General features: G+C 47.0%; 14 protein-coding genes. 13 read left to right on the plus strand and 1 reads right to left on the minus strand.

What is annotated here, in order from left to right; genetic code table 11:
* The 10 genes from POF51_RS30080 to pssA form a co-directional block, all read left to right on the plus strand.
* Nucleotides 1-185: hypothetical protein (locus POF51_RS30080; RefSeq protein ID WP_217438124.1), on the plus strand; the 185-nt coding region annotated here is incomplete at its 5' end.
* Between the two features lie 54 nt (nucleotides 186-239).
* The gene (locus tag POF51_RS30085) at nucleotides 240-1,361 is read left to right on the plus strand and encodes a UDP-N-acetylglucosamine--LPS N-acetylglucosamine transferase (protein ID WP_017247021.1); all 1,122 of its coding nucleotides are present in this window, start codon (nucleotides 240-242) and stop codon (nucleotides 1,359-1,361) included.
* 29 nt (nucleotides 1,362-1,390) lie between these two features.
* Complete coding sequence (locus POF51_RS30090; RefSeq protein WP_069852874.1) at nucleotides 1,391-2,077, plus strand: HAD hydrolase-like protein; 687 nt, start codon at nucleotides 1,391-1,393, stop codon at nucleotides 2,075-2,077.
* Between the two features lie 188 nt (nucleotides 2,078-2,265).
* On the plus strand, nucleotides 2,266-2,730 hold the full coding sequence (locus tag POF51_RS30095) for a CtsR family transcriptional regulator (RefSeq protein ID WP_017247023.1): 465 nt from the start codon (nucleotides 2,266-2,268) through the stop codon (nucleotides 2,728-2,730).
* 16 nt (nucleotides 2,731-2,746) lie between these two features.
* Nucleotides 2,747-3,265 (plus strand): UvrB/UvrC motif-containing protein, encoded by a 519-nt coding sequence (locus tag POF51_RS30100; protein WP_007716182.1) that lies wholly within the window; start codon nucleotides 2,747-2,749, stop codon nucleotides 3,263-3,265.
* Between the two features lie 19 nt (nucleotides 3,266-3,284).
* A complete protein-coding gene (locus tag POF51_RS30105; RefSeq protein ID WP_069852871.1) occupies nucleotides 3,285-4,358 on the plus strand; it encodes a protein arginine kinase in 1,074 nt (357 codons plus the stop codon).
* Between the two features lie 66 nt (nucleotides 4,359-4,424).
* Complete coding sequence (locus tag POF51_RS30110; RefSeq protein ID WP_017247025.1) at nucleotides 4,425-6,875, plus strand: ATP-dependent Clp protease ATP-binding subunit; 2,451 nt, start codon at nucleotides 4,425-4,427, stop codon at nucleotides 6,873-6,875.
* Nucleotides 6,876-6,981: 106 nt separating this feature from the next.
* Nucleotides 6,982-8,349: a DNA repair protein RadA gene (radA, locus tag POF51_RS30115; RefSeq protein ID WP_016742863.1), complete on the plus strand. Its 1,368-nt coding sequence runs from the start codon at nucleotides 6,982-6,984 to the stop codon at nucleotides 8,347-8,349.
* Nucleotides 8,350-8,357: 8 nt separating this feature from the next.
* A complete protein-coding gene (disA, locus tag POF51_RS30120) occupies nucleotides 8,358-9,434 on the plus strand; it encodes a DNA integrity scanning diadenylate cyclase DisA (RefSeq protein WP_069852876.1) in 1,077 nt (358 codons plus the stop codon).
* A 114-nt stretch (nucleotides 9,435-9,548) separates the two neighbouring features.
* The gene (gene pssA, locus POF51_RS30125; protein ID WP_017247027.1) at nucleotides 9,549-10,277 is read left to right on the plus strand and encodes a CDP-diacylglycerol--serine O-phosphatidyltransferase; all 729 of its coding nucleotides are present in this window, start codon (nucleotides 9,549-9,551) and stop codon (nucleotides 10,275-10,277) included.
* 95 nt (nucleotides 10,278-10,372) lie between these two features.
* On the opposite strand, the gene POF51_RS30130 is transcribed toward pssA, so the two are convergent.
* Complete coding sequence (locus tag POF51_RS30130; RefSeq protein WP_007716195.1) at nucleotides 10,373-10,768, minus strand: hypothetical protein; 396 nt, start codon at nucleotides 10,766-10,768, stop codon at nucleotides 10,373-10,375.
* Nucleotides 10,769-11,054: 286 nt separating this feature from the next.
* Between POF51_RS30130 and POF51_RS30135 the strand changes: the two genes are divergently transcribed.
* Genes POF51_RS30135 through ispF form a run of 3 tightly spaced genes read left to right on the plus strand, consistent with a single transcriptional unit; the run spans nucleotide 11,055 to nucleotide 13,334 of the window.
* On the plus strand, nucleotides 11,055-12,143 hold the full coding sequence (locus tag POF51_RS30135; RefSeq protein WP_017247028.1) for a PIN/TRAM domain-containing protein: 1,089 nt from the start codon (nucleotides 11,055-11,057) through the stop codon (nucleotides 12,141-12,143).
* Between the two features lie 27 nt (nucleotides 12,144-12,170).
* Nucleotides 12,171-12,857: a 2-C-methyl-D-erythritol 4-phosphate cytidylyltransferase gene (gene ispD, locus POF51_RS30140; protein WP_069852868.1), complete on the plus strand. Its 687-nt coding sequence runs from the start codon at nucleotides 12,171-12,173 to the stop codon at nucleotides 12,855-12,857.
* A 3-nt stretch (nucleotides 12,858-12,860) separates the two neighbouring features.
* Nucleotides 12,861-13,334 (plus strand): 2-C-methyl-D-erythritol 2,4-cyclodiphosphate synthase, encoded by a 474-nt coding sequence (gene ispF, locus POF51_RS30145; RefSeq protein ID WP_069852866.1) that lies wholly within the window; start codon nucleotides 12,861-12,863, stop codon nucleotides 13,332-13,334.
* Nucleotides 13,335-13,373: the final 39 nt, after the last annotated feature.

The raw sequence follows: 13,373 nt of genomic DNA on the forward strand, positions 1-13,373 counted from the left end.
CACTCTTAGCAATCATGCGTATTCAGTTTTCAGGGAATGAAACCAACCTCTTTACCCCAGAATGGGTAAGGAGGTTTTTCGTTTTTATAGCAAAAAGTCAAACTCGCGATTATTTTGTCGATAAGTTAGGCCGAATGACCGACAAGTTCCCTCTTGCAGACGGGTCTTGGGGTAGACTAACATGAGAAGGTACCTGATCCAGGCGTTGGAGTAGGCGAGGTTATGAAGGAGAATCGTTCATGAAAAAAATTCTAATCTTTTCCGCTTCCATCGGTAACGGACACAACCAGGCAGCGCGAGCCATGCAGGAAAGCTTGGCCGAGAGTGGTTGCACATCAATGATCATCGATACGTTGGAATATATTAGCCCCACCTTTCACAAGATTTTGCTGGAAAGCTATATGAATCTGTTAAGGCTGTCACCCAAGATGTGGGGAAGGATTTACCATAATACGGAAAAAACCCGTTTCTTCGATATGAATGTGCTGATGAATAAGTTATTGGCAAACAAACTGAAAAAGCTGATTAACAGTGTACAGCCTGATGCCTTTATTGCTACGCATCCGTTTGCAAGCTGTATGCTCTCCGTACTGAAGGGGAGAAATGATTGGAAGGAACCAATCTATACGATCATTACTGACTATACCATCCACCCTTCGTGGATTAATCACCATATCAATTATTACTTCATCGGCCATGAACAACTGTATTACTTGTTAGACGTTTATCGACAGGACCATCAAAAATTCATTCCGATGGGCATCCCCATTATGAAAAAATTCAGCTTGCCATTGGACCCTGATTTGATTCGGCAAAAGCTGGGCCTCGCTCCTGGACAAAAGAGCATTATTCTTTCAGGGGGCGGATTGGGCCTCGGCTCGATGGAAAAGGTATTAGATGGGCTAGAAGAGATTAACATTCCTCTGAAAACCTTTGTGTTAACAGGGACAAACGACAAGCTGTACAATAAAGTGATAAATCGTACGTATCGCCATGAAGTCGTTCCACTAAAATTCATCAATAACTTCCACGAATACTTGGAGACGGCTGATTTAATCGTCACCAAATCAGGCGGACTTACATCAGCTGAAGTAATGAGTAAACGGGTACCCATGATTATTTACAATCCTCTGCCTGGACAAGAAGAGAGGAACAGCCACTTTTTGCTCAATAATGGATGTGCGGTACATGCCAATCTGTCGGAGCAATTGATTTACTTTATCGATGAACTATTGCATAGCCCGTCCAAGGTGGACTATATGCGCAGAATGGGACAGAAAATCTCGAAGCCAGATGCTGCACAACGAATTACTGAGTTTATCATGGATGATATGAATATGTTGTCAAGAGAAGTAGAATAGCTGCCTAGCCAGACAAAATGGAGGAACCCATGACTGTACCATTCGCCATATTATTTGATATGGATGGCACGTTACTGCAAACAGAAAAGCTATCGACCCCCGCATTTATTCGAACGTTTGACCAGCTTCGTCAAAAAGGGCTATGGCAAGGGGAAACTCCTGACGAGCGTGAACTGATCAATGTTCTGGGAATGACGATCGAGCAGATCTGGGACAAATTGCTGCCGGGCGCGAGTGAGGAAGCCATTCGCTCAGCAGACGCCTTCTTGCTAGATAATGAAATCCAGTTACTCCAAGAAAGAGTGACCGAGCTATATCCGGATGTAAAATCAACCTTGGAAACGCTTCGTGAGAAAGGATTTGCTTTGTTTGTAGCAAGCAATGGGCAGGAAGAGTACATCGATGCCATTTGTCAGGAATACGAGTTAAAGCCGCTGATGACCGATCTGTACTCAGCCGGTCGTTTCCGTACGCATTCCAAAAATGACCTGGTTGCAAAATTGTTGTCTGATTACAAAATCGGGCAGGCCATCATGGTAGGAGATCGTCACTCCGACATGGAAGCAGGCAAAACAAACGGTTTATTTACCATTGGATGCGACTTCGGTTTTGCCAAACCAGGCGAGCTTGATGGGGCAGATGTCATCATCACCAGCTTCACTCAGCTACTGAATCATTTGCCAGCAATCGACACCAACACACAAGAACAAACATAAACCATTCCTCAGGGAGTGGTTTTTTTGTTGATCATGTCCAAGTTTCAAGCGACCTTCTTTTGCCCAAACTAGAATGTGTAAGGGACACTTGCGGGCACGCAGTAAACCCATTATAATTAACGTCAAAGATAGTCAAAGTCAATAGGTAACCTCATAAGAACATACACAGAGGAATAGGAGGCGATGACTTGCGTAACATCTCGGACATCATTGAACATCACTTGAAAAGCATCATTACAAACAGTCCCAATGGATCGATCGAGATTCAGCGTAGTGAGCTTGCCGACCATTTTCAATGTGTGCCGTCTCAGATCAATTACGTCATCAATACGCGTTTTACCGTTCAAAAAGGATACATTGTAGAGAGTAAGCGCGGGGGCGGCGGGTATATTCGCATACGCAAGGTGCAGATTGTCAGCAAAGCACGTTTGCAGGAATTGCTAACAGAAGAACTGATTGGTGAGAGCATCAGTCAGAGCGTGGGAAATGCGATCGTAGAAAGACTAATGGAAGAAGGATTAGTCAACATCAGAGAAGCCACCTTGATGAAAATCGCTACCTCGCGAAATGTATTGACGCTAGAAGCTGAATTGCGGGATCGTTTGCGGGCAAATATTTTAAAGCAGATGATCGCAGCAATCTTGTTGAAGTAAAAGGAGGTATGATGTTATGAACTGTGAGGAATGCGGAAAACGACCGGCGACACTTCATTTGACGAAAATCGTCAATGGCGAAAAAACCGAATACCATATTTGCGAGCAGTGTGCTCATGAAAAAGGGGACGTCTTTACCGGCTTTCACAACTTCAGCATCAACAATCTCCTGTCAGGACTTTTAAAATTTGATCCCATGCAAAAGAATGGACGCGAAACGGCAACGAATAAGCCGCTTCAATGCGAAACATGTGGACTCACATATTCTCAATTTAGTAAAAGTGGACGATTTGGCTGTAGTGATTGCTACACCTTTTTGGGTGACCGACTGGACCCCCTTTTCCGCCGGATTCACGGAAACACACAGCATAGTGGAAAAGTACCAGAGCGTACCGGTGGCAAATTGAAGATCCGTAAAGAGCTGGAACAACTAAAGCAAGCGCTGCAAAGTCATGTCGCCAGTGAAGAGTTCGAGAAGGCAGCAGAAATGCGTGATCGAATTCGAGCATTGGAACAAAAAATGGCCCAATCGTAGCAAGGGAGGTTAGCTGGTTATGTCCCAAAAGCAGTTTATGCAAAACCCGTGGAGCAATTGGATGAAAGGAGAAGGTCCTGATTCCGACATTGTCATTAGTACACGGCTGCGTATCGCCCGTAACCTGCGCCAGCACCCCTTTCCGTTATTGGCAACGGACTCGCAGGGCGAGGAAGTCGTCAGAAAGGTAACGGAAGTAAGCGATTCGGAGGCAATGCGCAAAAGGCACCAGCTTCAGATCATCCATATGGACCAAATTAACCCGTTAGAAAAAAAGGTGCTCGTAGAAAAGCATCTGATTAGCCCTCATCTGGCAGAGGAATCTCGCAAAGGTGCCGTATTACTTCGTGAAGATGAGTCTGTCAGCATTATGGTTAATGAAGAAGACCACATTCGAATACAGGTACTATTACCCGGGTTTCGTTTGAACGAGGCATGGGAATTAGGTACGAAGATAGACGACATTTTTGAGAAAAACTTGAACTACGCTTTCGACGAAACACGAGGATATCTGACAAGCTGCCCAACCAATGTGGGTACGGGTATTCGTGCATCTGTGATGCTGCACTTGCCGGCTCTGGTGATGACGCAGCAGATCAGCAGAATTTTACAGGCAATTAATCAAGTTGGTCTAGTTGTTAGAGGAATTTACGGAGAGGGCAGCGAAGCTCTAGGGAATCTTTTTCAGTTATCCAATCAGGTCACACTGGGGATGTCTGAGTCAGATATCCTTTCCAATCTCTACGGTGTAGCCAGACAGATTATTGAGCAAGAGCGTGTGGCACGTGCTTATTTGCTGGAGCATACCCGGGTTTCTTTAGAGGATCGGATTTTTCGGTCGTATGGCATCCTGATGTACGCTCGCACAGTAGAGTCAAAGGAGGCGGCTCAGCGCCTGTCCGATGTACGTTTGGGGATTGATCTAGGTATTATTCCAAATGTATCTCCGCTCGTCCTAAACGAACTGTTGGTCACGACACAGCCGGGGTTTTTACAGCACCACGCTGGACAAAAGCTCACTCCGGACCAACGTGACGAAAGAAGGGCAAGGCTGATTCGCGAACGTCTGCGCGTAGTAGAATCACAAGAGTAATCGTAATGGTATCACGCAATTGTTAACCATATAGAGAAAAAACACGGTTATACGGAGGTGTACGATATGATGTTTGGACGTTTTACAGAACGAGCACAAAAAGTACTGGCGCTTGCCCTGGAAGAGGCGGTTCGTCTCGGACACAAAGATATTGGGACAGAGCATGTGCTGCTGGGACTCATTCGAGAAGGCGAAGGAATTGCGGCGAAGGCACTGCAATCACTTGGGCTTGGTCTCGATAAAATCCAGAGTGAAGTGGAGTCGTTAATCGGGCGAGGAACAGAGCAGTCCGGTAGTAATTACACACCAAACTATACACCTCGCGCCAAAAAGGTTATTGAACTGTCAATGGACGAAGCCCGCAAACTAGGTCATACCTATGTGGGGACTGAACATATTCTGCTTGGCTTGATCCGTGAAGGAGAGGGCATTGCTGCAAGAATCATGAACAATTTGGGCGTTAGCCTGAACAAGGCACGTCAACAGGTGCTCCAGCTCCTTGGCAGCTCGGAAATGATGGCATCTCATCAACCGTCTGGAGGGAACCCAGCGGCGAATACGCCGACATTGGACGGCTTGGCAAGGGATCTGACTGCAATCGCTCGTGATGGCGGGCTGGACCCTGTCATTGGTCGCCAAAAAGAAATCGAGCGTGTGATCCAAGTACTTAGTAGACGTACTAAGAACAACCCTGTTTTGATTGGGGAGCCTGGCGTCGGGAAAACAGCTATCGCAGAAGGTCTTGCCCAAAAAATCGTGAACAACGAAATTCCAGAGACCCTTCGTGATAAGCGCGTCATGACACTCGATATGGGAACCGTTGTTGCGGGAACCAAATATCGTGGTGAGTTCGAAGATCGTCTGAAAAAAATCATGGACGAAATTCGCCAAGCAGGAAACATCATCCTGTTTATTGATGAGCTGCACACCTTGATTGGTGCTGGTGGAGCAGAAGGCGCAATTGATGCCTCCAACATTTTGAAGCCTGCTCTGGCACGTGGCGAGCTACAGTGCGTGGGTGCCACTACGCTGGATGAATATCGCAAGTACATCGAAAAAGACGCGGCACTGGAGCGTCGTTTCCAACCGATTCAGGTTGATGAACCGACACCGGAGGATGCGATTCGTATCCTGCATGGCCTTCGTGATCGTTACGAAGCCCACCATCGTGTCAAAATTACCGATGAAGCAATCGAGCAGGCAGTAAAACTGTCTGACCGCTATATTACGGAACGCTTCCTGCCTGACAAGGCTATCGACTTGGTCGACGAGGCGGCCTCCAAAGTTCGCTTGCAATCCTTTACGGTTCCACCAAACCTCAAAGAGCTGGAGGGACGTCTGGAAGAGGTACGCAAGGAAAAAGACGCAGCCGTACAATCACAAGAGTTCGAGGAAGCAGCAGCACTTCGCGATCAGGAGCAAAAACTGCGTGAAGAACTGGATAAAACGAAAAAAGACTGGAAAGAGCGCCAAGGCCAGCTGAACATGGAGGTTACACCAGAAGACATCGCGCAAGTAGTGGCGAGCTGGACGGGTATTCCTGTATTGAAGCTGAAGGAAGAAGAAACAGAGCGCTTGCTGAAGATGGAAGAGATTTTGCACGATCGCGTCATTGGTCAAGATGAAGCAGTCAAATCCATCTCGCGTGCAATCCGCCGTGCCCGTGCTGGTTTGAAAGATCCAAAACGCCCGATCGGCTCGTTTATCTTCCTAGGACCTACTGGTGTGGGTAAAACTGAATTGGCTCGTGCCGTAGCAGAGACGCTTTTCGGTGACGAGGATGCCATGATTCGTGTAGATATGTCCGAGTACATGGAGAAGCATTCCACCGCTCGTCTGGTTGGTGCCCCTCCTGGCTATGTAGGCTTTGATGAAGGCGGTCAGCTGACCGAAAAAGTGCGTCGCAAGCCTTACTCCGTCATTTTGCTGGACGAAATCGAGAAAGCTCACCCAGACGTATTCAACATCCTGCTACAAGTATTGGATGATGGTCGTCTGACAGACTCCAAGGGACGTACCGTTGATTTCCGCAACACGGTTGTCATTATGACTTCCAACGTCGGAGCCAGCATGATCAAGAAAAATACGACGCTCGGCTTCACGACCAACGATTCGGAAAGAAAGTACCAGGATATGAAGGACAAAGTCATGGATGAGCTGAAAAAGAGCTTCCGTCCTGAGTTCTTGAACCGTATCGACGAAGTCATCGTGTTCCACTCTTTGGAGCAAGAGCACATCGAGCAAATCGTATCTCTCATGACAGAAGATCTGCGTAAACGTTTGAAAGAGCAAGACATTGATTTCCAATTGAGTGAAGAGGCCAAGAAAGTATTGGCAAAAGAAGGCTTTGATCCGGCCTATGGTGCGCGTCCTCTGCGTCGTGCTATCCAGCGCCACATCGAGGATAATTTGTCCGAGGAATTGCTCAAGGGCACGATCAGTAAAGGCGATACCGTCAATATCGAAGCCGAAGAAGGCAAGCTGGTTGTTAAGCGCCTCGAAAAAACGAAATCATAAGCTGGATTGAAACGTAATAGAATGCCTCCTGATTCGGGAGGTATTCTTTTTTTGGGTGCGTAATTATGATAAAAGTAGAGAAAGAAATCCAAGTGAGGGTGCGACTATGTCAAAGTATAAAACGAAATACGCGTGTCAAGAATGTGGCTATGAATCGCCAAAATGGATGGGAAAATGCCCGGGGTGTAGCAGTTGGAACACCTTGGTGGAGGAAGTGACCGTAAAAAATCCACATCGTCACGAAGGGATGAGCGGCGGCCAGCGCCAATCTGCGATTCCATTGACTCAGGTAGCCAGTGAAGAAGAGCCACGCATGGATACCACGATCGGAGAATTGAATCGTGTTCTTGGTGGAGGACTTGTTCCGGGTTCACTCATTTTGGTTGGAGGAGACCCCGGAATCGGAAAATCGACATTGCTTTTACAGACATCTTTTGCCTTGGCTCATCAAGGGGCAAAGGTTCTCTATGTATCTGGAGAGGAGTCGGCAAAACAAATCAAAATTCGCGCGGATCGACTCCATTTGCAAACGCCGCCGATGTTTGTATTGGCAGAAAATGATTTGGATTTGATCGAACAGCATATTAATCAAGTAGACCCGGATGTGCTGATTATTGACTCGATCCAGACCGTGTTTCACCCGACGATCCAATCGGCTGCTGGAAGTGTCGCACAAGTGCGGGAGGCGACTGCCCAATTGATGCGGATTGCAAAAGGGAAAGGAATTGGTACCTTCATTGTCGGTCATGTTACCAAGGAAGGCTCCATCGCCGGTCCGCGTATGCTTGAGCACATGGTAGATGCTGTTCTCTATTTTGAAGGGGAGCGCCACAATACGTTTCGAATTTTGCGCGCCGTCAAAAACCGTTTTGGTTCGACAAACGAAATCGGTATTTTCGAGATGAAGGATCGCGGTTTGGAGGAAGTGGCGAATCCGTCTGAGATATTTTTAGCAGAGCGTCCATTTGGTGTTGCGGGTTCCACGGTCGTAGCCAGTATGGAGGGCACACGTCCCGTTTTGGTTGAGCTGCAAGCACTCGTTGCCCCGACCAGCTTTGTCACCCCACGGAGAACGGCAACAGGGGTCGATCATCAGCGTGTGGCGATGATCATGGCAGTGTTGGAAAAGCGCATGGGCATGATGCTACAAAATCAGGATGCATATGTAAACGTAGCAGGTGGGGTCAGATTGGATGAGCCAGCGGTTGATTTGGCGATTGCCGTAAGTATTGCAAGCAGTTTCCGTGATCACGCTACCAATCCGCATGATGTCGTTATCGGAGAAATTGGCTTGACTGGTGAGGTGCGCGGTGTCTCTCGTATTGAGCAACGAGTACGAGAAGCACATAAGTTAGGCTTTAAGCGTGTTATCATCCCGGAGAAAAACATCCGCGGTCTGGATGCGCCAGCAGATATTCAAGTGATTGGTGTGAGCAATATTGCCGATGCGTTGAACGAGGTGATAAGGAGGTAGGAGTGGGCATGCAGGGGAACATCAAAAGAGCTCCGCAATTCGGTGATGTGCTTCGTCTCGTGGCACCCGGCACACAGCTTCGTGAAGGATTGGAAAATGTTTTACGGGCCAAAACCGGGGGCTTGATCGTCATTGGGTGCGGTCCAGAGATGAAGACGATTGTCGATGGCGGTTTTTCCATCAATTGTGATTTTTCTCCTGCCCATTTGTATGAATTAGCGAAGATGGATGGGGCGATTATAGTAAGTGAAGACGCAAAACGCATCCTGTACGCGAATACGCAAATCTTCCCACCCTCCTCAGTCCCCACGAGCGAGACGGGGACACGGCATCGTACAGCGCAACGGACAGCCATTCAAACGAATCATCTGGTCATTGCTATCTCTCAGCGTCGCAATGTGATCACGTTGTACCAGGGGAATTTCCGGTATGTCTTAAGTGAAATCAGTGTCATTTTGGCCAAGGCGAATCAGGCTGTATCTACCCTTGAGAAATACAAGGCCGTTCTTGATCAAACATTGACGAATCTCGGTGCGTTAGAATTTGAGGAGCTCGTTACTCTACACGAAGTTGCCTCGGTTTTGCAACGGATTGAGATGGTGTTACGTATTAAGACAGAGGTCTCCAAGTACATATGTGAGCTAGGGGTAGAAGGAAGGCTCGTCAGTATGCAGTTGGAGGAATTGGTTTCAAACATTGAGGAAGAGGCACACATGCTTATTCGGGATTATTCCCGAGATCCATCCTATTCACCTGATTTCGTGTTGCGGGACATGAAAAAATTAAACTCGGAGGAAATGCTGGAACTCACTTCTTTTTTGCGAACGCTGGGGTATTCCTCCAATGCCAGTATGCTGGATGAATCCGTTTCCCCTAGAGGTTATCGGATCCTGTACAAGATCCGGCGTTTGCCCGTTACGATCATCTCAAATCTGGTAGAGCATTTTCATCATCTGCCGCGAATCATGATGGCAACGATTCAGGAATTAGACGAAGTGGAAGGCATTGGCGAGGTCCGAGCGAGAGCGATTAAAGAGGGGCTGAAACGGATTCAAGAACAAGTGTTCATTGACAGACACATTTAAAGTAGAATAGGATAAAGGCATTATTTGTATTCAACATTTGCCTAGGGGACTTGGATGAAAACAAGGTCGACAGGATAACCTGCTCCTTACGCAAAAGAAATCAGGAGGTAGTCTATGTTCGTGAAATCGTTACCGAACATACTAACCGTAAGCAACTTGTTTCTGGGAGTTTTAGCAATTATTCTTGCGTTTCGAGGCGATCAATACGTCGAATATGCAGCGATCACAGTGATCATTGGTATGCTGGCAGACGGGCTGGATGGACGTGTAGCTCGTATGTTGAATGCCCAAAGCGAGTTCGGAAAGGAATTGGATTCACTTTCTGACGTCATTACGTTTGGGATTGCGCCAGCGTTCATCATGTATGTTGTCGTCTTGCAACACTTTGATTTGCTTGGGATTCTCATTACAGCCATTTTTCCGATCTGTGGTGCGCTGCGTTTGGCGCGTTTTAACGTACAGGCCGGGGTTCCGGGGTATTTCATCGGTTTGCCGATTACGGCAGCGGGGGGCGTACTGGCTACGCTCGCACTCTATCACCAAGTATTCACTCCGGTATTGCTTGCCGTAAGTATGTTGCTGCTTGCCTTTTTGATGGTATCAAAGGTCAAGTATCCTAACTTTAAAAAAGTGGGGATTCCAAAGTCTGCTTACTGGATCACACCCATTATCATCGCGATTGTGGTTGTTGTAGCGATTAAGTATCCGCAGCAATTTCCAAAAATCGTCTTCCTGCCACTTGCTTTTTATGCACTGTACGGAATAAAAAAAAACGTTGACTTTCTCGTCAAAAAATTACGCAAGCGTAAAAACAAAGAGGAAGAATCCGTTCCGTTTGAATAGTTACGGCATAAAAAAACCCACACTTCAATGTGCGGGTTTTTCTTTTTTGTATGCAACTTTTTTTAGGGTTCATTCGTAATACGAGTAACGGACTTTTAAGACAGATTGAAGACACCCAAAGTATTCAGTCGGTTGGATTCTTTCTGAAGCACATCTTCTAGCTTAATGTCAGTAATATTGCACAGGGCAGTGAGGTAAAAGAGATTTTTGCCAAGCTCAGCAGTAACTACATCGCGACAATGCTCGCACAGCGGTCCGTTAAAGTGGGTGTCCAAATGGGACTTGTTGTCCTCCAGATTCTTGTTCGAATCGTACGTCTGTTTTTTGGCAACCACTTCGACACAGCCGCATTCGGTGATGGCTTTGGTCAGTGAACGGTTAATGCGGGATGCCGTTTCCTGAACTTTGGACATGACGTCCAGTACGCTACGATGTCTGATCAAAAGTTCGGATACTTGCGTTTGAAAGTCGTCTATGTTTCGATTGTCCATCTGGTTCACCTCTGCTTTAGGCTGTTGGTATCGTCATAATATTCTCTCATTACGATACTGACATTATAAGAAGGGAGTCAGCTCCCTGTCAATTTAACATCGAAGGAAACGAGTGTTCCCGGGTTGACGAGAAAATGACAACTATGTTAAAATTTTTGGCTATTTGACATGGCAAAATCTTTTTTGCTATAGTGAGGGAAAGTAAAATGAAGCATTATAATGATTTGGAAAAAAATAGGGTTTTACTCTTAGGCTTCTGTCTATATTAGTAAAAGGAGGTGAAGGCATGTTACGCCGAGTAGGAAAATTCATTTTTGTTTTGATTGGTGGCGGATTAGGGTATCGCTTTGGTGACGAACTGTTTTCGTTGCTCGATCCACTGTTAAACTTTGGTGTAGTAGCCGGATCGCAATATATTGGAGCTGTACTAGGTGCCATCTTGTTTTTCTTTTTAGCGAATTGGGTTGTGGATTATGTTCTGCGCATCGTTCGATGGGGTGAAGAGACACTCGTCAAAATGCCGGTTGTCGATGTGATGTTCGGAGCGATGGGGTTGATTAGTGGTCTTATTATTGCATTCTTATTATTCCTGCCCATCAGTAAAATTCCGATTCCATTTGTAGGAGATCTTTTGCCGTTAATTGTTTCCGGGTTGCTCGGTTATTTGGGCTTCCAGGTAGGATTCCGCAAGCGGGACGAGATTATGTCGGTATTTTCGATTGGACGTAAGGATAAGAAAAAGGATAGTGCAACAACTGCCGCTAACTTGGAAAATAAAATTCTCGATACCAGTGTCATCATTGACGGACGCATCGCAGATATTTGCCGTACTGGCTTTCTGGAAGGGGTACTGGTCATTCCGGGATTTGTGCTAGAGGAACTGCAGCATATCGCAGATTCCTCCGATGTACTGAAGAGAAACCGCGGTCGTCGTGGTCTGGATATCTTGAACAAGATTCAAAAAGAAATGAAGGTAAAGGTCCAGATTTGGGAAGGCGATTTTGAAGAAGTATCCGAGGTGGACAGCAAGCTGATCAAGCTCGCTAAGCTCATTAACGGAAAGGTTGTAACAAACGACTTTAACCTGAACAAGGTATGTGAGCTGCAAGGTGTTGCAGTCTTGAATATCAATGATTTGGCGAATGCAGTTAAGCCTGTAGTTTTACCTGGAGAAGAGATGAACGTTCAAGTCATCAAAGATGGGAAAGAGCATGGTCAGGGTGTCGCTTATCTGGACGATGGCACGATGATTGTTGTAGAGGGCGGACGAGAATACATCGGAAATGACGTCGATGTTCTCGTAACGAGTGTGCTGCAAACTTCTGCGGGACGCATGATCTTCGCCAAACCAAAGTTGCTGGAACGAGCGTTATAGAAAAGACAACAGGAGAGGGATGAATCAGTGAGTACGGGTGTCGTGATCGTTGCAGCCGGTTCGGGTAAACGAATGGGTGGACAACGAAACAAGTTGTGGTTACCGCTTGCGGGCGAGCCGATCTTGGCTCATACGGTACGTCTTTTTGCTACTCATCCCGACATTGATGAAGTCGTGCTAGTGGTGAGTGAAGCAGACCACGCAGAAGTAACGACCTTGATCTCGGCTGAAAAGCTGACGGTTGTGGTTACTCTGGGTGGAGCAGAGCGACAAGACAGTGTGAGAAATGGCTTGGCATCACTATCCGCAAATTGCGATTACGTACTAGTTCACGATGCTGCCCGTCCTTTCGTCACTCGCAAACAGATCAGTGACATGATCAAACAGGTGCAACAAGATCAGGCAACGATCATGGCAGTACCTGTCAAAGATACGATTAAAGTGGTGGGGGCAACAGGACTTGTAGAGTCAACCCCAGCACGGGAAAGCTTGTGGGCGGTTCAAACCCCACAAGCTTTTCGTATGTCTTTATTGCGAGAGGCACATCAGGCAGCAGAGGCAGCGGGGAAGCTGGGTACGGATGATGCGATGCTGGTTGAGTGGCTGGGTCATCCGGTATCGATTATGAACGGAAGCTATGAGAATATTAAGATTACTACGCCAGACGATCTGTGGTTTGGTGAAGAGATATTGCGGAAACGAAAGGGAGAGTAGCTCATGCGTATTGGACAAGGTTTTGACGTGCATCAATTAGTAGAGGGGCGTCCATGCATTATCGGTGGCGTCACCATCCCGTATGAAAAAGGCTTGCTAGGGCATTCTGACGCGGATGTTCTCCTCCATGCGATTAGTGACGCGGTTCTTGGAGCGATTGGTGAGGGGGATATTGGCCGTCATTTCCCAGATACAGACCCGGCTTTCAAGGATGCGGATAGCGTGAAGCTGCTGGAGCATGTATGGAAGTTGGTTCGGGAGCGCGGCTACCGTTTAGGAAACGTGGATGCAACGATCATTGCCCAAGCGCCGAAGATGGCGCCGTACATCCCGCAAATGTGTGAAGTCATTGCACGCGTGCTGGAGGCAGAAGATCTCTCGCAAGTGAATGTGAAAGCGACTACCTCCGAGAAACTCGGTTTTACAGGCAGAGGGGAAGGAATCGCTGCACAGGCAGTATGCTTGCTTGTCAAGTAGAAGGGCAAGGTGTAACATAAAGCCTTAGATACGTTTTTA

This window comes from Brevibacillus sp. AG (genome assembly GCF_028369215.1).
GTDB classification, from domain to species: Bacteria; Bacillota; Bacilli; order Brevibacillales; family Brevibacillaceae; genus Brevibacillus; species Brevibacillus porteri.

Excerpts from the sequence above, each read along its gene's own strand:
- radA (WP_016742863.1), top strand. The coding sequence starts at position 6,982 with ATGTCAAAGTATAAAACGAAATACGCGTGTCAAGAATGTGGCTATGAA.
- POF51_RS30135 (WP_017247028.1), top strand. The coding sequence starts at position 11,055 with ATGTTACGCCGAGTAGGAAAATTCATTTTTGTTTTGATTGGTGGCGGA.
- POF51_RS30110 (WP_017247025.1), top strand. The coding sequence starts at position 4,425 with ATGATGTTTGGACGTTTTACAGAACGAGCACAAAAAGTACTGGCGCTT.
- POF51_RS30100 (WP_007716182.1), top strand. The coding sequence starts at position 2,747 with ATGAACTGTGAGGAATGCGGAAAACGACCGGCGACACTTCATTTGACG.
- POF51_RS30105 (WP_069852871.1), top strand. The coding sequence starts at position 3,285 with ATGTCCCAAAAGCAGTTTATGCAAAACCCGTGGAGCAATTGGATGAAA.
- pssA (WP_017247027.1), top strand. The coding sequence starts at position 9,549 with ATGTTCGTGAAATCGTTACCGAACATACTAACCGTAAGCAACTTGTTT.
- POF51_RS30130 (WP_007716195.1), bottom strand. The coding sequence starts at position 10,768 with ATGGACAATCGAAACATAGACGACTTTCAAACGCAAGTATCCGAACTT.
- ispF (WP_069852866.1), top strand. The coding sequence starts at position 12,861 with ATGCGTATTGGACAAGGTTTTGACGTGCATCAATTAGTAGAGGGGCGT.
- POF51_RS30085 (WP_017247021.1), top strand. The coding sequence starts at position 240 with ATGAAAAAAATTCTAATCTTTTCCGCTTCCATCGGTAACGGACACAAC.
- POF51_RS30090 (WP_069852874.1), top strand. The coding sequence starts at position 1,391 with ATGACTGTACCATTCGCCATATTATTTGATATGGATGGCACGTTACTG.
- disA (WP_069852876.1), top strand. The coding sequence starts at position 8,358 with ATGCAGGGGAACATCAAAAGAGCTCCGCAATTCGGTGATGTGCTTCGT.